The following is a 21,599-nucleotide window of genomic DNA, read 5'->3' on the forward strand; positions in this document are numbered from 1 at the left end:
CGCGGTGATCATTTTTGCGCTTACGGCTTTTTCTGAAAAAACTCTCACCCTCCTAGGGCAATTTGGGGATTTTGCTGCCGGAGCTTATCCAGAATCTACCTGGGCCACTGTGCGCATTATTGTTTTTGCCCTAGGGGTAAGTGTGGTTGCTGTAGCGCTGGTTTTCGCATTTTCACTAATTTGGTGGCGGGCGAATACTTTCGAAATTACCAATTTGAGTGTGACCAGTACCCGCGGCGTGTTGCACAAAACACAGCAGATTGCTCCGCGCGATAAAATCCAAGCGGTTAATGTTGTTCAGCCTATTCATGCGCGTCTTTTTGGCCTAGCAGCTGTGCGTATTGAGATAGCCGGTGGCGGGCTCGGTTCTGCGGTGGCTATCGAATACGTTACAACGGCACAAGCGCATGCTATTCGGCATCAGCTGCTTGGCGACGACGAAACAAGTGAAGAAATCATTGCTCCAATAAAAGTGTGGCGTTCTTTTCTTGCCACCTTGTTAAGCATTTCCGCGCTGTTTAGTATTGCCCTAGGCGTGACGACGTTATTTGTTGGCGTCACGGTCGCCACAGCGTCGCTTATTCCTACTGCGATCAATATGTGGCGCATTTTGGATGGGTCGTATCGGTTTACTGCACGCAAAATTGCCGATCAGATTGTCGTTACCTACGGACTAGCTACCTTGCATCGCAATAGCGTGACCATCGCCAAAGTACACGCCGTAGAGATGTCCCAACCTGCCCTATGGCGAATCCCCGGTTGGTGGAGCGTGCGCGTGACTGTGGTGGGCTATGGACAGGGCGAAAAAGGCGTGACTTTACTGCCGGTGGGCTCGAAGGGGCAAGCACTGAAACTCGTACAACTTCTCCTAGGGCAATTTGAGCAATTGCAGGTGTATCGTACGCCACGAAAAGGCCGGTGGGTTTCGCCAATCGATGCCGATAAACAGTTTGCCGCCCTAGGGCAATTCCATATGGTGACGGCTAAAGGAAAAATCGGGCGCAAATATGCGATTGCTTTTCGACGTCACATTCAGCAATTATCAGTGACCACACCACCATTACATCGCATGATTGGTATGCAAAGTGTGCGTGTCGGGTTAGCAAGGGGACCAGTTACTATGACTGCACGCGATATTGCCCTAGGAGATGCGCAGGATTTGTTTATGCGCCTGCGTAGCCCAATTGACGCCATGCCTCATAAGTTGCCACACTCGCGGCATTCGCCAAATTCATGGAGCGACGTCCTTTAAGCATCGGGATTCGTACCAGTTCGGTAATACGTGGATGCTTCAGTGTGTCCTCATCAAGACCAGTTGGTTCGGTGCCGAAAAGGAATGCGTCGCCAGGCTGATATTCGATATTGCTGTGGTAGGTAGTGGCTTTCGTCGTAAAGGCAAACAGGCGCCCAGGAATATCAGCTAAACATTGTGTTAAGTTCTCGTGCACACTGACCTTGGCTAATTCATGGTAGTCCAAACCAGCACGTTTAACTTGTCTATCTTCGAAATTAAAGCCCAGCGGTCCAACTAAATGCAGGTGGGCCCCGGTGCCAGCACACAGGCGAATGGCAGATCCAGTGTTGCCGGGGATAACTGGTTGATGAAAAATTACGTGCATAATCGCGTCCTGAGGAACCGTAGGAGAAAAAAGGGAACGCTGATCAGCGGGTAAAAAAGTCATGCTACGCATTGTAAGGGGATTCCAAGGAAAGAAAAACCATGGAATAATATGCGGAGTGACTGCTATTAAACTTGATGGAAACTTGTACCGTGATGAGATTTTTGAGGATTTAGCAAAGCGCGTCTCCTCCCTAGGGCAAAAAGGGATCGTTCCGGGGTTGGCAACTGTCCTAGTAGGGGATGATCCTGCTAGCCATTCATATGTGAAAATGAAACATCGGGATTGTGAACAGATCGGTGTTCGTTCTATCCGCAAGGACTTGCCGGAGAATACTACTCAGGAAGAACTGAATGCGGTTATTGATGAGCTCAATGCTGATCCAGCATGCACCGGCTACATTGTGCAGTTACCACTGCCAAAGCATCTTGATGAAAATGCCATTTTGGAGCGAATCGATCCTGAAAAAGATGCTGACGGTTTACACCCAGTGAACTTGGGCAAACTTGTCCTAGGGGATGCGGCACCTTTACCGTGCACCCCGAATGGTGCGATCCATCTTCTACATCGATTTGGTATTGAAACAGCAGGTAAAAAAGTTGTTGTGATTGGTCGTGGCGTTACAGTTGGACGTCCTATTGGACTTATGTTGACTCGGCGTAGTGAAAACGCCACCGTAACTTTGTGTCATACTGGTACGCAGGATCTTAAAGCTGAGACACTTGCGGCTGACATTATTGTTGCTGCTGCAGGCGTGCCGCATATGCTTACCAAAGAAATGGTTAAACCTGGTGCCGCAATTCTTGACGTTGGGGTTTCGCGTAAAGATGGAAAATTGCTTGGCGACGTTCATCCCGACGTGTGGGAAATCGCTGGTGCTGTTTCACCAAATCCTGGTGGAGTTGGGCCATTAACACGTGCATTTTTGGTTCGAAACGTTGTCGAACGAGCGGAACAACAGGCAGAACTAGCGTAAAAATGCTTAGCTCGCCACTGGATAATCCACACGACAAGGATGAAAAGCTCTCCACCATCCCTAGGGCAATTCAGATCATTGGAATTGCCCTATTTGTGGTTGGGGTTGTTATTTCTGGACTTTTTGCTGTTACCGAACACTGGCGACGCGCTACTTTTGTCCTAGGGGTGGCGTTGTTATGGCTTTCTGCCCTAAGGGTAGGATGCGACTCGAAAGTTCTTGGTGTTCTAGCTGTGCGATCCCGCATTTTTGATGTTTGTTTTACTACTACCATCGGTGGTCTGATGGTGTTTTTATCTGCATCTGTGGATTCGCTCGGCAGTTAGGCATGCCAAAATACTTGTTTGACATCCACTTATCGACGCCAGGCGAGACGCTTTAATAGCTTAAAAACAGCCTTATCTCAGTTATTCCCGCCAATTGAGTTAGGCTGTTTTCTTATTTTTAGGTAGCCGGAAATTTTGTATTTTGCTGTCATTGATGGCTTGTTGGTTGTTAATGAGCCGTTTTCGATGTTCGGCAATTTTTTGGTGCTTGAATTATCTTCAATGGCGTTAGCTGGGCTGGTTTCCTCGAAAAGCTTGGTAAAAACTTCTTGTACGCGGCCTATTTTTTGCTGTTTTGCATAAAATCCAGTGCGCCAATTTCTCCAGATAATGGTGCCGTCTGCTTCAAGGTGTACCTCGGCTTCGCCATTAGTGAGCTGGCGATGATGATGGGTACACACCATAACGATATTGTTTACCCCAGTTGGACCGCCCTCTATCCAAGGGCGAATATGGTTGGCTTCACAATATTCGGCTGGGGTATCACAATCGGGGTGGGCGCATACTGATTGCTCCCGGGCTCGAATCATCCGGTGCAGGGTTGGTGAAAATCGAACCAGGCTACCGGCATCGAGCGGTTGGCGGGTAAATTCGTCGTACACCACATATGCACCGACGTTGTTGCATACGTCGTCGACAAGCTCAGCGATACTACCAAATTGCCCTAGGGGAGTTGTGCTTGCTTTTAGCAGCTGTCCAAGCGTTACGACGAGGTAAGGGCTGCGCATTCGATTCCACATCCATTGTGGGTCTATACAGGTGCATGCTGTTTTGCAGGTGCATTCGTTACTGTCACGGTGAGCAAGTCCAAGGATGTGATTGGCAATTTCGTGGGCGGTTTGTGTGGTTTGCTGGACTGTCTTTTCGCTTGTGGCATCTATTTGGTTATTTGTGTTTGCTGCTGGTTTATAGATATGTGTTAATGCTTCCGTGACGCCGAGTTTGATAAGAGAATGCGCATTCATGCCTAGCCGTAGCGTTTGCTCAATGCCGCGGGCTAGGGCTTGGCTTGGTGTTTCATTTGGCAGTGTACGATTGCGCAGGTTGCTAAGGTGCTCGATAATGTCTTGATTAGTTTCGGTGCGCATACGGTAATTGAGATATGTAATCCCCGTGCCATTGTCTGCAGAGAGATCAGCGCGCGAATGTGGCACATAATTTGATTCTTGATTAATGCGCTTGACCTGTTCAATTGTTGCTGATTCGAGCTGTCTGAAGGTCATTGTTTTATCGAGTGCACACAGAATATGCAGCCAGGTTTGTTCCAGTGATAATCCATTGTTGCGCGCGGCACTTTTTGCCTTGGCATAGATAATTGCATGGCTATCAATACTAAGCTGGAGCTCGCGAACCCGTTGCCGAATTTGTCTAATTACCTCTGCTTTGTCCGAGCTTTTCGACGGTGGTGGTATAGCAAGTGCTCGTGCCGCGCGTGTCTAATCACCGCTAATATTGCGACGTAGTTGCAGGCCGGCACAGAGGTCATCGGCGCGCCATCGGTGAGCGATAACTTCGTCGCAAAATTTAACCGCATCGTAGAAAAGTCCAATAAGAGTCTGCTTCATGTCGAGGAAATCAACAAGACGATCAGTGCTGTGCTGGGTTTCTTTCATATTTTCATCTTGGATACACCATCATGTTGTTGGCAATAGTGAGCAAGAAAATGCTGAAATCTGTGGATAACTCCAATGACATCAGACATCAGACCCTGTGGAAAACTTATAAAACCCCAGTTCTAGGGCAATTTTACTAGGGTGTAGCAAAAGGGCTAGATAGGAGCTGTTTTTATTGGGGTAGCGGTTATTTTTCATTAATGCGGTTGAAAAAACATACAAAATTTGCCCTAATGCCACACCCTCATAAAAAGCACTTCATAGTCGGGTAGTAAAGAAACCTTGATGAGAGTATTGAAGATGCGTGGTAAGCTTTCGCGTTAGTTTAGATCCGTGTCGCTTCTTGTGTTTTGTTAGTGTAGCTGGATCTCAGTGGTGTCGTCATTGCTCTTAGGGCAATTTGAGGAAGCTGTAGAACCATGCGTGTAAGTTGTGCTTTGCTTAGCGATGGTTTGTTCGTCGGTAGTTGTCTGAGCTACAGATTTCATGTGCTGTGCACGCTTAATTTTTTTGATCGTGCGTTTGCTTCGTTTTGCCCTCGGGGAGGACCAGCGGGGATTTAACCCTGGCATAAACCATACGATTATTGCTACTGCCAGGGCAGCTGCGATAGCAATATAAGTAGTTAATTCGGTGGGGCTAAACCAGAAGGCGGCGAAACAGATTGCAATAGCGGTTATCCAAAAGATCGGGAAAAAGATTCTCAAATTGGTATTTTGAGCGATGTCATTTTCTGCCCAGTCGTGGTTGGGGAAGCGGGTACGTGCTTCATAGCGGATGCGACGGGAGGTTTTTCGGCTAGGAGTGACCGTGGCAAAAACCAGTAGGACAATTCCAACGCCACCAATAATAAGGTCAGCAGTAATTGCTCCGAAAGCGAGTACTGCGCTAGCAAGGGCGATAGAAAATCGTTCGCTACGGGTTAATGGCTGGGGAGTGGCTGGATCAACGTCGGGATAAAGATTATTAAGGGCGTACTGAATGGGGGTAGTCATTTGGTTGTCTCCAAGCGCTAGAACAGGTGAATTAGGCAAATAAGTAAGTGTAGCCTATACATATCTGATGAAGTATGTGAAGCTTTACCTTGCTTGTTGCCGATTTTGGGGGCGTTGCTTCATTTAGCTCAAATTGCCCTAGGAGTTTGTGAGGAATTTATGAGTCAGCTACGAAAAGTTATATCTACCTTTGCTACCGCCGCGCTCGTTAGTTTCCCTGCCGGTTTTGTCCTACAGGTTGCTGAGCCTGCGGTGGCTAGTGCAGCTACTTGCGGCAGTTTGAATTGGGGCGTGAAACAGTCATTTCGCGCGTACATCATGGGCAGAATTGCTCAAGGTGGCTGGGAGATGAGCGACGGAGCCGGTTTTACTGGTGACGCCACCGGACCTGATGGTGCTTTTACTTTTCCTCGCACAGAAAAAGCTATTATTGATAGCCCAACTAGTGGCACAATTCCTTTCGGTGGCAGAATCCGTTTTAGTGGCCACGCGCACTATGAAGGCCGAGGCCCATTGCTTGATATGAGTTTGTGGGATCTAAAAGTGCGTATTAACGGGCAATCTGCCCAGCTGCTTGCTGACTATGATGCCACTCAGTTGGACGGTATGCATGCGAATGCGAAGCAATTGCCTAATCTTGTCGGCGATGATGTCGCAATTGTTGAAATTGCCCTAGATAATGCACCAGACTTGGAGTCTGATTCGGTAGATCTATCTGGCACCACACGCTTAACTGCCGACGGCGACCGGCTTTTTATGAGCAATTATGGTGTTGGCACCGAGATGGATCGCACGAGTGGCGTAGTAGGTACAAAGAGTAATTGCGGTTCCTCAAATGGCTCTTCTGGTTCTAATAGTGGTGGGGGAACAACTAAGCCGATTACTGGAAATTTCACCGGAACCAATAAAGAAGTTATTGGTTTGCTTTCCGAGACTAACGACACCATGAATGCCCTAACCACTTTTATGGGAAATTCGCAGATTTTCGTCAAGAAGATCGGTGAATTTACCGGTAATGGTGGTGCTAATACAGCTACGAATAATTCTACGAGAAGCGGTGCTAGCAACGGTAACACTACTGCTAAGTCGGCAGGTGCGAACCCACCGGCGCAAAATGGACCATCGGCTGCTCATGCTGCTGGCACGGCACCGTCGGTTCCGGCAGCTGTGGCGTCGGCAAGCGGAAATACGGCAGGGGCAGCTGCTCAAGCGGGACAATCGGGAGTATGCGCACAAGGGGATGCAAAAGGTGTAGAAAAGACTTCGATGTCCTGGGGGATTAAAAAGAGCTTCCAGTCTTATATCACCGGTTCGATTGCACAAGGCTCGTGGACGCTTAATGGCATTGAGCACTCAAACCAGCAGTTTCACTTCCCCGGGTCAAGTGGTGCGGTAACCGTAGGACAGAAATCGGGCACCCTTGTTCACAGCGGATCGGTGCATTTCACTGGGCACCATGGCGTGTTGGATTTAACAATCGCTGATCCTGAGGTGCAGTTTAATGGCAACCAGGGCGAGCTAATCGCTAATGTGAAGTCTTCGGATATTGAAGGCAACCGTACAGATTATGGTCGCGTAGCATTAGCCACAATTTCTTTTAATACTTTGGATGTCACTGATACTCAGGTCAGTGGGCAAGGCCAAGTGTTTTTAAGTGCAGTGGGAGCAAATGCGTTTGCTAATTTTTATGAACCTGGCCTAGAAATTGACCCAATTTCTTTCACCGCGACCCTAGGCGGACAGGCTAATTGCGCTACTGGTGCAGCAGGAGCAACAGCACCTACCTCGGGTTCATCTGCTGCCGGTGCTTCTGGAACTGCCCTAGGAAGTTCTGAGGCAGAAGGAACCACCACTGGTTATAAAAACGGTGCCGAAAACTTCAAGATCCGCACTGCTGCTGCAAACAGCAGCACTGGTGGTATGGAAACAAGCTCGTATTTGCTACTAGCACTGGTTGCTTTTGTCGTCGCCGGCGGTAGCATGGGTCGACTCGTTATGGTCAATCCAAGCTAAGCAGGGATGAGGAAATAGTGAATAAGACCATGAAAAAACTGTCGCAACTATGCGCCGGGGTATTGTGCACTGCGCTATTAAGCGCTTGTGGAGTACAGGGAAGCTATGATTCTACGGCGCAGTTGCGTGAGGAAATAGAGTCTGCAGACCTCTCCGACCCTAGGGCAATTTCAGGGGTGACCGATGTGGGTGCCTTTGATGATGTTCAGCCGGTGTCGTCGAAAGTTAATCCTGCCCTTCCGGTGGAGCTAACCGATGCCGACGGTTATGACGTCGTCGTTAATGATGTTTCGCGCATTCTTGCCCTAGATATTTATGGCACCTACAGTAAAACCTTGACCGGGTTGGGCTTAGCTGACAATATTGTTGGCCGCAGTGTGTCTTCGACCGAAAATATTCTTTCGGATCGTCCTGTGGTGACCGAGGGTGGGCACAATATCAATGTAGAAGCTGTGCTGAGCCTAGAACCGACGCTTTTTATCGTGGATCATTCCATTGGTCCGCGCGATGCTATTGATCAGATTCGTGCTGCTGGGGTAACAACTGTTGTTATGGAGCCCGAGCGCACAATTGATTCGGTAGCCAAAGACATCATTACCTTGTCCCAGGTTGTCGGGCTTGTCGACGAAGGTCAAAAACTCGCTGACCGTAGCGAAGAAGAAATTGCCCTAGCGCGAGAAACCATTAAAAACATTGTTCCCGACGACCCCATGCGTATGGCCTTCCTATATACACGTGGCACTGGTGGCATTTTCTTTATTATGGGTGAGGGCACTGGTGCAAAAGATCTGATTGAAGGCGTTGGCGGTATTGATCTTGCTGCTGAAAATAACCTTGCTTACGCTGAACCAGCTAATGCCGAATCTTTGGCGCGGATTAATCCAGAAATCTTCATTATGATGACTGACGGATTGAAATCGACTGGTGGACTAGAAGGACTACTGGAACGCCCAGGCGTGGTTCAGACCACCGCTGGACAAAAACCACGTATTGTTACCATCCCCGACGGACAGTCACTAGCTTTTGGTCCGATGACTGGACAAACTTTGCTCCGACTAGCTCAAGCGATTTATGACCCACAGAGTTAATTCCCAAAAGAGCAACGCAGTTGACCATCAGCCGGATTTAGAAAATGATCAAAATGGCAATTTGGCCTCTCTTCCTAGGACAGTTTGGGATGATAGCGCGGTAGTTAGTTTGCAAGGTACAGGTGTTGTAATGAATAGCAGCCAGATGGACAACACTATAAGCAGCACAATTGATGCAAATAGCGTGGTATTTCAGCGTCGGAAACAGTGCCAAATTACGCTTTTTGTCTCTTTGTTTGCGCTGCTGCTCATTGTTGTGCTGCTCAGTATTGCCCTAGGGCAGTATTATGTGCCAGTGCAAGATATTTTGCCTATCTTGCTTGGTGGTAGTGATTCTGCGGGATTGGCCTCGTCGGTTGTATGGGAGATTCGTTTACCGCGCATTATTCTTGGCCTATTAGTTGGTGCTGCGTTAGGGGTAGCAGGTACGTTGATGCAGGCGTTATTTGCTAATCCGCTGGCGGAGCCGTCGATAATTGGTGTGACCTCTGGTGCTGGTGTGGGTGCTGCGTTGGTGATTGTCTTTGAAATTGCCATTTTGGGTACTTTTACTGTGCCAGTGGCTGCGTTTATTACCGCACTTATGGTTACTGGGATTATTTATCAGTTGGCACGCCATAATGGTCGTGTTGCGGTTGTGAATCTAATTTTGACCGGTATTGCGATTAATGCTGTGTGCGGGGCGATCATTTCATTCATGCTTTACCTTGCTCCGACGTCGAACCGTGAGCAGATTATTTTTTGGCAGATGGGCTCGCTGAATGGTTCGCAGTGGAAGCATGTGTGGGTAGTGCTGCCGGTCGTGGTGCTTGGTGTTGTTATAGCCTTGCGCCTGGGGCGAAAATTGGATGTTCTTGCCCTAGGGGAGAGGGCTGCTGGGCACACTGGTATTGATGTGGCAAAGCTACGCGTTGTTGCCATTGTTTCTTCGACGGTGTTAACCGCTGGTGCGGTGAGTTTTGCTGGTTTGATCGGTTTTGTTGGGTTGATTGTGCCGCATTTGTTGCGTCAGATTGTGGGACCTGAAAATAGGATTTTGATACCTGCTTCTGCCCTAGCGGGGGCGGTGTTGATCGGTTTTGCAGATATCGCAGCGCGCACCCTGATTCCTTTTGCAGATTTGCCGATTGGTATTTTTACTGCGTTGGTTGGTGGCCCGACATTTTTCATCCTGCTTCGCCGAATGATGCGAAAGGGTTTGCATTGATTACCGTCGAGAATGTTTCTGTTGAGATCGCCGGCAAGCAGTTGCTGCGTGAGGTGTCCTTTGTAGCTAAGCCTGGCGAGGTTACTGGTCTTATTGGGCCGAATGGTGCAGGTAAGTCGACGATGCTGGCGGTGTTATCGGGAGATTTGGATCGAACTGATGGCGCGGTGCGCATTATGGATGCCGATCCTGCTACGACTTCTAATCGGGCAATGGCGCGGTTGCGGGCGGTCATGCTGCAAGATGTGAGCGTTTCTTTTGAATTTTTGGTGCGCGATGTTGTGGCAATGGGGCGCCGCCCGTGGGAGGGGACAGATTTAGCTCAATATGATGAAGAGCTTATCGACGCTGCCCTAGTAGCCACCGATACTGCGCACCTTGCCGGTCGTGATGTGGTCACCTTGTCTGGTGGCGAAAAAGCCAGAATTGCCCTAGCGAGAGTGTTGGCTCAGCATACCCCGGTGATATTTCTTGACGAGCCGACGGCAGCCTTGGACATTAAACACCAGGAGCAAGTGCTTGGGTTAGTGCGTCGAATAGCGAAAGAGACTAATGTGGCTGTGTTGGTGGTGTTGCATGACCTTAATGCGGCAGCCGCCTACTGTGATCATATTGTGTGTCTTGCTAATGGTACGGTAACCGCCCAGGGTCGTGTGGATGAGGTGTACACCCGAGAGACCTTGTCCCAGGTTTATGGTTGGCCAATTGATGTGCGTATCGACGCTGAAGGCAGGCGTTCAGTGCACCCAGCACGTCGGCAAGAAATTGATACAGCTACTGCCTTCCTTAGGGCAATTTCAGATGCTGGCAATCGTGGTAAGTAGTAGCTGATATGTAGTGATGATTTGATACTTTTTGTAAGGACCTAGCTAATGAGCTGGGTCTTTTCGTTGTTTTGGGGTAGTGGGGTGTGGTTTAAAAGGAAAAGATAAATTTCAATTTAGTTCCCTTATTGAAAATAAGGGGGAAATGGGGGCAGATATGCTCATATGTTTATCTAAATGATTGATAAGTCCACAACACGTTATTAAGGTATGGCTTACCTTTTATTTTGTCTGTCCTTTTTCGTTTAAAATTGGAGTTTGAGCATATGAAGAATCGGATCATTCCGAGTTTTGTTGTTGCACTATCAATGGTTGGCGCTACTTTCACTGTTCCGCAGCTTGCATCTGCCCAAGAAGTTGTTGCCGAAAGCGCAACTTGCCAACGTCCTGGTTTGGAAATTACTGGCGGTACCCTTAAGTGGGGCATTAAGCAATCATTCCGTCAATACATTAAAGGCTCGATTGCAAAAGGCGATTGGACTACCAGTGGCGATGTGAAAAACAACGGCAAGGATGCGACGGCACAAGATTTCCAATTCCAATTTACTGTTGATCCAGAAAAATCTTTTATCGAACTTGATAAAAACGGCAAGGTTATTAAGTCCGAAATTGCTACTAAGGATTCGACACTTGAGTTTAAGGGACATCATGGTTCCCTGTACACGAATATGTCGAGCCCCTATTTCACCACTCAGGACTCAGCAGTAAAAGCTGGTAGCAGCTACCTTGGCTATTATGTGCCGGGTAAAGCGATGACTGATTACACCAAAGATGATCAAATCGAAGCTAATAAGAAGACCGGACGAGATACTTTTGCTGAAGGCTCGGCTAAGTGGGATCTTGACAATGGCCACAAGTCTTTGAAGTTTACTGGCTCGCAAATGATGTATGTTCCTAAGCCAGGAACTCAGTATGACAGCACAACCAAGAAGCAGACGATCGAGGGTATCGATGTTATCTTCATGGGCATTTACAATAAAAACTATAAGCCAGAAATTGACGAAGTAAATGCAGAGTTTATGGTGAAGGATACTTGCCTTGATGGTAAGAAAGATCCAGATCACCGCGATCAAGATAGTTCTAAGGATGGCAATAGCTCTGCTAATCAAGGCAGCATTACTATGCCAAAGATTGGTAGTTTTTGGAATATCGCCCTCGCGATTGTAAGTGCTATTGGTCTGGTTGCAATCCTTGGTAAGACAGTTATCGATGCGGCTGCTTCCATGGGGATTAAACTGCCATTTAAGTTCTAAATTGCCCTAGGGGAAAACGTTTTTGTCTTGTTTTCCTTTTTTAAAGCTGCTGCTTCCTTTGGTTTAGGAAGCGGCAGCTTTTAGTTTCTAGCCCATGATGCCAGTGGTCGTTGCCAATATATTTTAGTTGCTGCCGGTTAGAATCAGTCAAGGTTTAGGGAAGCTAAAAAGAGACCCAGCTGAAGCTGCAGCAATAATTGGAATAGGCCCGCTAACTAGGAAAAACGCGGCACCAGCGTGTCCTTGTAAAAATTCACGAGGGATGCGATATCTGTCAGGTACCAAGCATGGAATTGCTGGTAATTACAGGCGATATACGTCGATAAGCATACCTATAATGACGGATGCATGCGCAACCTTGAAGAGAAAACCGCTACCGAGGTTTTCCAGAGATGAGAATATGTAGTTTAGGCGTTGCTAACCAGAAAAGAGCTGAGGGGAAACGCCGGCAGGGATGAGGCCAGTCTGGGCTACATCGTGGGTGATAGGAAAGTTAAGAACGAAAGCATTGGTATCGCTTGGTGGGTATAAGAGTTCATTAGAGCCAATATTTCTAGCAAAACCTCCAAATTGCTATTTTGGGCCTTTCCAGATGCTTTTCGACGACTATGAAAGCAGCAAAAGCGGCATTCCTGCCCTAAACCGGAATGCCGCTTTTTATTGTTTACTATTGCTCAAATTGCCCTAGGGAGGTGATGATTTCGTTGAACGCTGCAACCGGACGCATAATCGCGGTGGTGGCTGCGTCGTTAGGCTGGTAGTAGCCGCCGAGGTCAACTGAGTTGCCTTGGTTGTCGATAAGCGCTTGGGCAATTTCGGTACTTTTTTCTTCGAGTGCTTGGGCTATGGGGGCGAAGTGTTTGGCTAGCTCGGCGTCGTCGGTTTGGTTGGCTAGTTCGTCTGCCCAGTAGCTAGCTAGGAAGAAGTGGGAGCCACGGTTGTCAATCTCGCCTACTGTACGCGATGGGGATTCGCCTTCGTCGAGAAGCCTTTCGGTGGCTTGGTCGAGAGCATTGGCTAAGATAGCTGCTTTCGGGGTGCCGCCGGTGCCGTCGGTGTTGGCGATGTGGCGTAGCGATTCGGCAAGTGCGAGGAATTCGCCAAGTGAGTCCCAGCGTAGGTGATTTTCGGTTTCAAGCTGTTGGACGTGCTTTGGCGCGGATCCGCCTGCACCTGTTTCGAAGAGTCCGCCGCCAGCCATGAGTGGCACGATGGACAGCATTTTTGCGCTAGTTCCCAGTTCTAGGATGGGGAAGAGGTCGGTGTTGTAATCGCGTAGCACATTGCCGGTTACTGAGATGGTGTCCTCGCCTCGACGGAGCCGCTCGATGGTGATTTTGGTGGCTTCAACCGGTGAAGCAATGGTGATATCTAGGTCTGTTGTGTCGTGACCGTCAAGATATTTTTCGACGAGTGAGATCAGGTTTCGATCATGAGCACGTTGCGGATCGAGCCAGAAAATAGCGGGCATACCCGATAGGCGAGAGCGGGTAACAGCTAGTTTTACCCAATCCTGGATGGGGGCATCCTTAGTTTGGCAGGCACGCCAAATATCGCCAGCTTCGACTTCATGGTCGATAAGTACTTCGCCAGCGGAATTAACAATTTGCACGGTGCCGGTGGTTTCAATCTTGAAGGTCTTGTCATGGGAGCCGTATTCCTCAGCTTTTTGCGCCATAAGTCCCACATTTGGCACAGTACCCATGGTGGTGGGATCAAAAGCACCGTTAGTTTTGCAATCGTCGATAACTGCTTGGTAAACCCCAGCGTAGGAAGAATCAGGAATTACGGCGAGGGTGTCTTGTTCAGCGCCATCTTTATTCCACATGTGTCCAGAAGTGCGGATCATTGCCGGCATAGAAGCATCGACAATGACATCGGAAGGCACATGTAAATTGGTAATGCCTTTGGCTGAATTAACCATGGCAAGATCCGGGCCATTGGTAAGTGCTGTGTCAAAGGCAGCTTTGATTTCTGCTTCTTTGGGGTGGTTTTCTAGCCCAGAATAGATCGCTGCTAAACCATTTTCTCCGGTTAATCCAGCCTGAGTAAGTTCTTTTCCATAGGTGGCAAAAACGTCAGCAAAAAAGGCGCGCACAACATGGCCAAAGATAATAGGATCAGAGACCTTCATCATGGTTGCTTTAAGGTGAGCGGAAAAGAGCACACCTTCTTCCTTGGCGCGAGCGACTTGCTGCGCCAGGAACTTATCAAGTGCGGCAGCGGAGATGAAAGTTGCATCGATAACTTCGCCAGCAAGTACCGGAAGTTTTTCTTTGAGGATGATTTCTTCGCTGGAGTCTGTGGCAACTATTTTGATGCTGAGTACGTCGTCGGCAGGCATGATAATGGATTTTTCATTATGCCGGAAGTCATGTGCATCCATAGTTGCAACTGCGGTTTTAGAATCCTTCGACCACGCGCCCATAGTATGTGGGTGCTTCTTAGCAAAGTTTTTCACCGCAATTGGTGCGCGTCGATCAGAGTTTCCTTCGCGCAAAACCGGGTTAACCGCTGATCCTTTGACCAGATCGTAACGGGCGCGAATATCTTTTTCCTGGTTAGTTTGTGGGTTATCCGGGTAATCGGGCAGGGCGTAGCCGTGGGATTGTAGCTCAGCGATAGCAGCTTTAAGCTGTGGGACCGAGGCAGAAATATTAGGTAGCTTGATGATATTAGCTGCTGGAGTTTGCGCTAATTCGCCAAGTTCCTGCAAAGCATCGTTGACCTGCTGATCCTCGGTGAGATAGTCCGGAAATTGGCTCAGAATACGGCCAGCAAGAGAAATATCGCGAGTTTCTACTTCGATACCAGCGGTGGCGACAAATGCTTCCACAATCGGTTGAAACGAATAGGTCGCTAGTAGTGGAGCTTCATCGGTACGGGTGTAGATGATCTTTGCCATAAGTTTCCTCGGGTACGTATTAAACGAACTATCACATGCAACTGCCCAGGATACCGTGCTCAATGGTTTTTTGCTGATAAATCCGATGATTAAAAGGAATTCTTTGCTTTTCGACGATTGAAAAACCGCTCAAATTGCCCTAGGGGATGTGATGGGTAAAACGCCCCCAAAAGGCAGTTAGCAGTACGATCGTATTGTTTTTCTGGTGTAAATGCTAAACAGGTTAGTTACCCCTGTTTGGGAGGGTGGCTAGAGGCGACTAGTTCTTGTTATTTCTTTTCTTTCAAGATTTATCGTTAAGGGGTTCGTCGCAAAGCAAAAGATAAGAAAAATCTGTTTTAAAGCTTAAAGATTGCATAACACATAACTTTTAGCCCTAGCATATGAGAAACATTGTTTTCCTAAGATCTAAGGCATGTGTGTGCTTAGCGTCATAACGTGAAACTTTGCCCATTTCAACGCCATTATGGGTACTGGTTAGAAATACAACTACTGTTAAAAACTGATGGGCAACTTGAAAAATGCATAAAAAAGACTAATGTTTTCCGGCATGCCTGCACTCAATCGTCGCCCGATTCCTCGTCAAACTGATATTTCTGATACTCGTCGTCTCTTAGTCATGATTGCGCTGGCTGCTGGCGGTTTTGGTATTGGAATTACTGAGTTTGTGTCGATGGGATTACTCAATCTCATTGCTGCTGATTTTGGGGTGAGTGAGGATCAAGCCGGGCATATTATTACCGCCTATGCATTGGGTGTAGTCGTTGCTGCACCATTGATCGCTGCGCTGACCGGACATATCCCGCGTCGTCGATTGCTGATTATTTTGATGCTTGCCTTCACGGTAGGCAATGCGATAGGTATTTTTGCAGAAAACTATGCTGTATTAATTGCCTCGCGCTTTATTGCTGGTGTTCCACATGGTGCGTTTTTCTCCGTGGCAAGCCTATCTACCGCCTCGATGGCGCCTCGTGGTCAACGTGGTCGCGCGTTAGCATTCGTTGGTATGGGCCTACCGATCGCTACCGTTGTTGGTGTGCCTATTGCTCAGCTGCTTGGTCAGGTATTTGGCTGGCAAGCCGCTTATGGGTTGGTCGCATGTATTGGACTTATTACTTTATTGGCGTTGTGGTTCCTTATGCCGCATATGTCTGAAATGGCACCAACTTCACCACTGACCGAGCTAGGCGCGCTGCGTCGTAGCCAGGTGTGGCTCTCCTTGGCAATTGGTTCGGTCGGTTTTGGTGGCATGTTCGCGGTATATACCTACATCTCGTGGACGATGACCGAAAAAGCCGGTTTGAATGAAAACCTCATGTGGGTTGTGCTGATGGCCTATGGTTTGGGCATGGTGGCCGGCAATTACCTAGGTGGCCGGCTTGCCGATTGGAACCTGGAAAAAGGTATCGGCATTGCCATGGGCATGATTATTTTAAGCTTGATTGTGTTCTACTTTGCATCGTCACATCCGATTACCGGCATCCTTAGCTTTGCGACGGTTGGTACCTCCGGTTCAGTACTGATTCCATCCTTACAAATTAGGCTCATGGATGTCGCAGGTAAAGCACAGACTCTTGCTGCCGCCTTGAACCACTCCGCGTTAAATATCGCTAATGCTTTGGGCGCTTCTTTAGGTGGTGCAGTAATTGCTGCCGGCTATGGATATTCCGCCCCAGCCCTTGCCGGTGCTGCGCTAGGACTATGTGCCTTAGGTATTTGGGCAGTGGCTGCACGTTTGCGCGCGAAGCAGCTAGTCTAGAGCACATGCAGATTACCACCGTCAACGTCAATGGCATTCGCGCCGCAGTAAAACAACGCAGCGAGACTAACCTCGGTTTTATTCACTGGCTACGCCACAGCGACTCCGACATCGTCTTATTGCAGGAAGTACGTGCCAGCGAAAAAGATACCGAAATTGCCCTAGCGCCTGTGCTTGACGACGGTTGGTTTTACATTGGCGCCCCTGCAGCAGCAAAAGGCCGCGCCGGGGTGGGTATTCTAAGCCGCAGCCCACTATCTGATATCCGCATTGGTATTCCTGGTTTTGAAGATTCCGGACGATATATCCAGGGCAGTTTTGATGACAATGGCACCGAGGTTGTTGTCGCGAGCTTGTATCTTCCTTCCGGGTCAGCTAATACCGCGAAACAAGATGAGAAGTATTATTTCCTTGACTCTTTTGAGCCTTTCTTAGCCCAGGCAGCTCAAGACAATGAGTATATGGTCGTTGGTGGAGATTGGAATATCTGTCACCGCGAACAAGACTTAAAAAACTTTAAAACCAACCGCAAAAAGAGCGGTTTTCTACCCGATGAACGCGCCTTTATGGATGCACTATTTGGTACCTTCCCCGACGAACATAGCCAAATTGATCAGCATGGACAGTGGGCTGGTACAGTGGAATACGTACCGGCGTTCGATCAACCACGACAAGCAACCCGCAATCCACACTGGTTCGATGTTGCCCGTAGGCTGCACCCACAGGATGCACCTTATACCTGGTGGACATATCGCGGACAGGCCTTTGATACGAACGCAGGCTGGCGCATCGACTACCAAGCTGCAACTGCCAAAATGCTGGCGCGCGCCGAGAAAACCTGGGTGGATAAAGCAAGTGCTTATGACTTACGCTGGTCTGATCATAGTCCGCTTAATGTAATGTATCGCTAATCAGATGGTAGATTGGGTTCGCTAGGAAAATATATTGCACTAGAGGAGCATTCATGCGCTTGACCGGCATTGTTTTATTAATTTTAGGTATCGTACTTGCTGGACTTTCGACGCTTTTGCTCGGCAACAATGACATCAACGCAATTCTTGGTGCCTTGTTATTAGGTATGGGTGGAGCAAGCATTATTGCAAGTCTGACCTATCTTTTTCGATAATTTTTTATAGAGCACAAAAGCACCGGTTCGGTGCCTACAACAACGGCAAAGATAGTGCCGCGGCTGCAATCGTCGATTGTTAGCTACCCTAAACGCTCATGTGGTTTATTAACCGCATGAGCGTTTGAGTTTACTGCTATAGCAAAGTCATATGTGTGTGTATCCGTTACGCTTTAACCTGCGTAGGAGAAAATATATTAGGCTCGGGTGGGCGTTGCATATTAGGCTAAAGAAATTATGACTAACTCCACGAATACTACGGCGACCGCAGAAAATACTGCTGTTCCGGCGAAAAAACAACGCGTCTTATCCGGCATTCAACCCACTGCAGATAGCTATCACTTAGGAAATTATCTTGGAGCGCTTAAACAGTGGATTGACCTCCAACATCAATACGACGCATACTATTTTATCCCCGATCTTCATGCGATTACCGTTGATCAAGATCCTAAGGAATTGCGCTATCGCACTATTGCCGGTGCGGCACAGCTTCTTGCCCTAGGGATTGATCCAGAACAATCAACTCTTTTTGTGCAATCACATGTGCCTGAGCATGCCGAGTTGAACTGGGTTCTTACCTGTTTGACTGGTTTTGGCGAAGCTAGTCGTATGACTCAGTTTAAGGACAAGTCTGCGAAACGTGGGGCAGATCGTACTTCTGCCGGGCTTTTTACTTATCCGATGCTCATGGCGGCTGATATTTTGCTTTACCGACCGCAGTTGGTTCCAGTGGGTGAAGATCAGCGTCAGCATCTCGAACTTACCCGTACTCTTGCTGAGCGGTTTAACCACCGTTATAAAAAAACTTTCGTTGTTCCGGAAGGCTTTATCCCACAAGGTGCAGCTAAGATTTATGATCTACAAGATCCCACCAGCAAAATGAGCAAATCCAGCGGCAACCCCAAAGGTCTCATTAATTTGCTTGATGATCCAAAAATTTCCGCTAAACGCATTCGCTCAGCAGTCACTGACAACGATGGCGAAATTCGTTTCGATAAACAGGCCAAACCAGGTGTATCTAATCTGTTAGTTATCCAGTCAGCACTGACTGGAAAGAGTATTCCTGAGCTTGTCGACGCTTACCAAAATCAAGGCTACGGTGCATTGAAAGTCGATACTGCTGATGCCCTAGAGGCATTTGTCACCCCACTGAAAGCACAATACGATATGTACATTTCTGACCCCGCGGAGCTAGAAAGAGTACTGGCACACGGAGCTCAGCGTGCTAGGGAAGTAGCCTCGAAGACCTTGGCAGATGTGTATCAGCAAGTAGGTTTCCTCCCTAGGGCAATTTAGTCCTAGCCGGCTAGGGCGTTTGAACGTCGGAAAGTAATAAAAATAAGTCCCCAAATTGCTATTTTGGGGACTTTTTTGTGTTTCGATCTAGCGCTAAGAACGTTAAAAATACCTCAAATTAGCAATTTGAGCATGATGCCTTAGAAACGGGTGTCGTCGATAAATAGGTGAGAAGCAACAACTTGTTAACAATTTTTCTTAGCCGGATTGTCCACCCATATTTATCGCTGAAATTGCCCTAGGGTGAAAAGGGTGACCTCTGCCCGCGAAAAGAATGGATGATAACCGTGGTAACCCCATCGACACGCCCAGATTCTTCGAAAACTGATGAATACGGCATCGAAAGAGTTTATGCAGATGAACAGGGATTTATCGATAAGTATCGCGAAAGGTGGTCGGCTTTTGACCACGTGATGCGCATGAACGAACGCTATACCCAAGAAGGCGGCAATCAGTTTTCAGCAGGTATTACGTATTTCTCGGTGCTTTCGTTGTTTCCGCTTCTTATGTTGGGCTTTGCCGTGGTCGCTACTTTATTGGCATATCGACCCGATTTATTGGCGCAGATTCAAGAAGCTATTGTTACCTCTGTGGAGGAGTCACTTGCTGACACCTTGAACACGATTCTTGATACCGCGATCTCGCAGCGTAATTCGATGTATGGCATCGGTGGTATTACCGCGTTATGGTCTGGACTAAATTGGATGAATAATCTGCGGTTCGGAGTATCGAAAATGTGGCGTTACCCGATTGCTGCTGATAATTTCTTTGCGACGAAAATACGTGATCTCATCGGACTCATCGGCATGCTACTCGCCTTTATCATTGCTTTTGGTGTGACCGCTATCGGCTCTTCCGGGTTAACACAGCGCATTCTAGAACTGCTGCATCTTGATGCCATACCGGGTATTTCGCTACTTACTTATGCAATTACTTTGGTGGTTGGTTTGATTGCCAACTTTGTATTTATGTTTTGGCTGATGAAATACCTACCGCGTGGAAAAGTACCTATCAAGGCCGCAGCTAAGGCCGCAGTGATTGGTGCCGTTGCTTTTGAGTTTCTTAAACAAATTGGTGCGCTCTTTTTCACTAATGCGCTCAGCAATCCTGCTGGTGCTACTTTTGGTCCGATCATCGGTATCATGGTTATTTTTTACTTTGTGTGGCGCATCGTTATGTATTGCGCTTCTTGGGCTGCGACCACAGAAGAAGCATTAGCGATTGCGACTCTTGAAGCACCAGGACCAGCAATTATTCGAGTACGTGAAGAAGTTAAAGTAAGTGCCAATCCACTGACAACGGTGCGTGCTCTTATCGATAACTTGCGCACCCCCTAGGGCAATTTTGGGATATAGTTGATATAGCTGACGGGTAAAAAATAAGAGTCGCAGGGGATAGTCGTCGAAAAGCAAAGAAAAGAGCACACTGGTTATGCTTGTTTCTATGAACGAAACCCCCGTTTTCAGCGCCGAGTATAAAAGACTTACCCCTGAACTGATGAGCAGCCTGCCTAAGGTTTATCTGCATTCTACCGGCTCGATTGCCGCTGCCATTGAGCGTTTGAGCACAGAAAATGTTGTTTACGCTGAGCATAGTGTAACCATCGACGAGTTCGATCAGGCCATTCGCTTGGCGATCACATCTCCGTTTACTATCGGCGTGCTGGTGCAGTGCACAAGTGTGGATGATATTTATCGCGTGGCTGCCGATGAAACCGGTTTTGCCCTAGGGGTAGTGGTCGATACTCCAGAGCTAGCCGCCGCCGCACGCACCGCGTTAGTGCCCTATGAATTTCGTGGTGCCTTGACTGAACAGGTAACTTATGCTGCTGCGCGCATCATCGGCGATAGTGAGCTTTTCGACGACTTCCACATCGACGAGGAAGGAACCATTTTTGTCGGCGGTGCGGCTGGTTGGGTGCGCGATCGTGGTATTCCAGTGCTTACTAATCCGGTTACTGCGGTTGCAGAAGGTCGTATCGAATCACTGGCAGATCATCCACTGGCGCTACTTGCTGAGCTAGGATTCAAGGTCACGGCGCAGGAAATGGACGCCCACCTCCTAGGGCAATTTGAGCAGTTTCTCGAGTTTGATCTTGGCCACATTTTTAGGCTGACAATGCAAGCGATGGACGCCGCGTTTTTGCCTCTGCCACTACGGGAAGAGATTATTGCCACACAGATTGTGCCGATTTATCGTGAGTTCACAGACACTATGCCGGCTCCGGAGGAATCGTCGTCAGATAGTAATGCCGATAATGATTCTAGTGAGCCTCTCGATATTGGAGGCATTGATCCGGCCTTGTTAGCAGAAATGGGTATTGATCCGAAGGATCTCCAGTTATAAAAGTAGCCAAATTACTAATTTGAGGCTTTTCGACGCTATCTTATAGCGATCAAACCATTGTTAATGAACACTGTATTTCTATTTAAAATGCTCAAATTAGTATTTTGAATCGTTTTAATGATTTTAACCGAGCACGTTATGTGCTGTTTGGTGAGTAGTAATATAAAAAATACTCCCCAGTTGTTTGCGATAGAAAATAAGCGCAAACTAGCTGGGGAGTTTTATTTTGCGATCCAGACCACAATAAAAGTAT

Annotated in this window: 19 protein-coding genes; 14 read left to right on the forward strand and 5 right to left on the reverse strand. The window is 48.0% G+C overall.

The features are described 5' to 3' along the window. The first annotated feature begins 4 nt into the window (after positions 1 to 4). Positions 5 to 1,252 carry a PH domain-containing protein gene (locus UL82_RS02050; protein ID WP_052735843.1) on the forward strand — a complete coding sequence of 416 codons (1,248 nt, stop codon included), beginning with the start codon at positions 5 to 7 and terminating at the stop codon, positions 1,250 to 1,252. On the opposite strand, the gene UL82_RS10780 is transcribed toward UL82_RS02050, so the two are convergent. Further along, a complete protein-coding gene (locus UL82_RS10780) occupies positions 1,164 to 1,682 on the reverse strand; it encodes a tRNA (cytidine(34)-2'-O)-methyltransferase (protein ID WP_395922577.1) in 519 nt (172 codons plus the stop codon). The genes UL82_RS02050 and UL82_RS10780 overlap by 89 nt on opposite strands. Before the next feature lie 55 nt (positions 1,683 to 1,737). Between UL82_RS10780 and UL82_RS02055 the strand changes: the two genes are divergently transcribed. Next, positions 1,738 to 2,595, forward strand: a complete 858-nt coding sequence (locus UL82_RS02055) for a bifunctional methylenetetrahydrofolate dehydrogenase/methenyltetrahydrofolate cyclohydrolase (RefSeq protein ID WP_046438762.1) — start codon at positions 1,738 to 1,740, stop codon at positions 2,593 to 2,595. 2 nt (positions 2,596 to 2,597) lie between these two features. Continuing rightward, positions 2,598 to 2,921 carry a DUF3017 domain-containing protein gene (locus tag UL82_RS02060; protein ID WP_046438764.1) on the forward strand — a complete coding sequence of 108 codons (324 nt, stop codon included), beginning with the start codon at positions 2,598 to 2,600 and terminating at the stop codon, positions 2,919 to 2,921. 77 nt (positions 2,922 to 2,998) lie between these two features. On the opposite strand, the gene UL82_RS02065 is transcribed toward UL82_RS02060, so the two are convergent. The 3 genes from UL82_RS02065 to UL82_RS02070 all read right to left on the reverse strand — a co-directional run bounded on the left by UL82_RS02065 (position 2,999) and on the right by UL82_RS02070 (position 5,529). Then, positions 2,999 to 4,144: an HNH endonuclease signature motif containing protein gene (locus tag UL82_RS02065; RefSeq protein ID WP_046438765.1), complete on the reverse strand. Its 1,146-nt coding sequence runs from the start codon at positions 4,142 to 4,144 to the stop codon at positions 2,999 to 3,001. 213 nt (positions 4,145 to 4,357) lie between these two features. Next, a complete protein-coding gene (locus UL82_RS11135; protein ID WP_158407819.1) occupies positions 4,358 to 4,534 on the reverse strand; it encodes a hypothetical protein in 177 nt (58 codons plus the stop codon). A 353-nt stretch (positions 4,535 to 4,887) separates the two neighbouring features. After that, positions 4,888 to 5,529 carry a hypothetical protein gene (locus UL82_RS02070; protein ID WP_052735844.1) on the reverse strand — a complete coding sequence of 214 codons (642 nt, stop codon included), beginning with the start codon at positions 5,527 to 5,529 and terminating at the stop codon, positions 4,888 to 4,890. Between the two features lie 159 nt (positions 5,530 to 5,688). On the opposite strand from UL82_RS02070, the gene UL82_RS02075 reads away from it, so the two are divergent. The 5 genes from UL82_RS02075 (at position 5,689) to UL82_RS02095 (ending at position 11,914) form a co-directional block, all read left to right on the forward strand. Then, on the forward strand, positions 5,689 to 7,542 hold the full coding sequence (locus tag UL82_RS02075) for an HtaA domain-containing protein (RefSeq protein ID WP_046438767.1): 1,854 nt from the start codon (positions 5,689 to 5,691) through the stop codon (positions 7,540 to 7,542). Between the two features lie 29 nt (positions 7,543 to 7,571). Then, a complete protein-coding gene (locus UL82_RS02080) occupies positions 7,572 to 8,630 on the forward strand; it encodes a heme/hemin ABC transporter substrate-binding protein (RefSeq protein ID WP_046438768.1) in 1,059 nt (352 codons plus the stop codon). A gap of 130 nt (positions 8,631 to 8,760) precedes the next feature. Beyond that, complete coding sequence (locus UL82_RS02085; RefSeq protein WP_232009505.1) at positions 8,761 to 9,837, forward strand: FecCD family ABC transporter permease; 1,077 nt, start codon at positions 8,761 to 8,763, stop codon at positions 9,835 to 9,837. Beyond that, the gene (locus UL82_RS02090) at positions 9,834 to 10,661 is read left to right on the forward strand and encodes a heme ABC transporter ATP-binding protein (RefSeq protein ID WP_046438769.1); all 828 of its coding nucleotides are present in this window, start codon (positions 9,834 to 9,836) and stop codon (positions 10,659 to 10,661) included. Before UL82_RS02085 ends, UL82_RS02090 begins: the two co-directional genes overlap by 4 nt. Positions 10,662 to 10,927: 266 nt before the next feature. Next, positions 10,928 to 11,914, forward strand: coding sequence for an HtaA domain-containing protein (locus UL82_RS02095; protein WP_046438771.1), 987 nt, complete (start codon positions 10,928 to 10,930; stop codon positions 11,912 to 11,914). Positions 11,915 to 12,581: 667 nt separating this feature from the next. On the opposite strand, the gene UL82_RS02100 is transcribed toward UL82_RS02095, so the two are convergent. Next, the gene (locus UL82_RS02100) at positions 12,582 to 14,819 is read right to left on the reverse strand and encodes an NADP-dependent isocitrate dehydrogenase (RefSeq protein ID WP_046438772.1); all 2,238 of its coding nucleotides are present in this window, start codon (positions 14,817 to 14,819) and stop codon (positions 12,582 to 12,584) included. A 550-nt stretch (positions 14,820 to 15,369) separates the two neighbouring features. On the opposite strand from UL82_RS02100, the gene UL82_RS02105 reads away from it, so the two are divergent. The 6 genes from UL82_RS02105 to UL82_RS02125 all read left to right on the forward strand — a co-directional run bounded on the left by UL82_RS02105 (position 15,370) and on the right by UL82_RS02125 (position 21,346). After that, positions 15,370 to 16,578 carry an MFS transporter gene (locus tag UL82_RS02105; RefSeq protein WP_046441085.1) on the forward strand — a complete coding sequence of 403 codons (1,209 nt, stop codon included), beginning with the start codon at positions 15,370 to 15,372 and terminating at the stop codon, positions 16,576 to 16,578. Positions 16,579 to 16,583: 5 nt separating this feature from the next. Continuing rightward, positions 16,584 to 17,489, forward strand: coding sequence for an exodeoxyribonuclease III (locus UL82_RS02110; RefSeq protein WP_046438773.1), 906 nt, complete (start codon positions 16,584 to 16,586; stop codon positions 17,487 to 17,489). Positions 17,490 to 17,542: 53 nt separating this feature from the next. Continuing rightward, the gene (locus UL82_RS11220) at positions 17,543 to 17,704 is read left to right on the forward strand and encodes a hypothetical protein (RefSeq protein ID WP_169746256.1); all 162 of its coding nucleotides are present in this window, start codon (positions 17,543 to 17,545) and stop codon (positions 17,702 to 17,704) included. Positions 17,705 to 17,941: 237 nt separating this feature from the next. Further along, positions 17,942 to 19,000: a tryptophan--tRNA ligase gene (gene trpS / locus UL82_RS02115; RefSeq protein WP_046438775.1), complete on the forward strand. Its 1,059-nt coding sequence runs from the start codon at positions 17,942 to 17,944 to the stop codon at positions 18,998 to 19,000. Positions 19,001 to 19,278: 278 nt separating this feature from the next. Continuing rightward, positions 19,279 to 20,337 (forward strand): inner membrane protein YhjD, encoded by a 1,059-nt coding sequence (gene yhjD / locus UL82_RS02120; RefSeq protein WP_046438776.1) that lies wholly within the window; start codon positions 19,279 to 19,281, stop codon positions 20,335 to 20,337. 106 nt (positions 20,338 to 20,443) lie between these two features. Then, positions 20,444 to 21,346, forward strand: coding sequence for an amidohydrolase family protein (locus UL82_RS02125; protein ID WP_126316316.1), 903 nt, complete (start codon positions 20,444 to 20,446; stop codon positions 21,344 to 21,346). Positions 21,347 to 21,599: the final 253 nt, after the last annotated feature.

The sequence above is a fragment of the Corynebacterium kutscheri genome (assembly GCF_000980835.1).
GTDB classification, from domain to species: Bacteria; Actinomycetota; Actinomycetes; order Mycobacteriales; family Mycobacteriaceae; genus Corynebacterium; species Corynebacterium kutscheri.